This is a genomic window from Mycobacterium sp. E2238 (assembly GCF_001672665.1).
Taxonomy (GTDB): Bacteria; Actinomycetota; Actinomycetes; order Mycobacteriales; family Mycobacteriaceae; genus Mycobacterium.
The window spans coordinates 1-546 of record NZ_LZKF01000115.1 but is presented as its reverse complement, the minus strand read 5'-3'; the positions used below and the strand labels follow the sequence as shown (position 1 = coordinate 546).

Sequence of the window (546 nt, the reverse complement as noted above, 5' to 3'; positions counted from 1 at the left end):
AAGGAGAACAAGCCGTCCAACCCCAGCGATCCGCATGACGGGGTGTACACCGCGGCGCGGCTGGCGCGCGACGAGGGAGTGCCCATCTCGACGATCTCGTTCGGCACCAAGACCGGCGAGATCGAGATGGACGGGCAGCGGGTCGCCGTCCCCGTTCCCGTCGACGATCAGACGCTGCAGAAGATCTGCGAGATCACCGACGGCCAGTCGTTCCACGCCGACAGCCTCGAGTCGCTGAAGAACGTCTATGCGACCCTGCAGCGCCAGATCGGCTACGAGACCGTCAAGGGCGACGCCAGCCTGGCGTGGATGCTGCTGGGGGCCGTCGCGATGGCCGGCGCCATCCTGGCCGGCTTGTTCCTCAACCGCCGGCTGCCCTCCTGAGCGATCAGACCGGGAGCCGCCGGTTGATCAGCAGCGCCAGCGCCGTCGCGATCAGGGCGGTGATGACGCCCAGGCGCAACCACCCGGCGCTGCCCGGCCCCGGCACCGTGCGGTAGCCGATGTCCTTCTCGATCGCGTTGTAGCTCTTGGAAAGCTCGGCGA

Annotated in this window: 1 pseudogene; it reads left to right on the top strand. The window is 68.1% G+C overall.

What is annotated here, in order from left to right:
• A pseudogene (locus tag A5711_RS09980) lies at window positions 1-384 on the top strand (hypothetical protein); the annotation flags it as partial.
• Window positions 385-546: the final 162 nt, after the last annotated feature.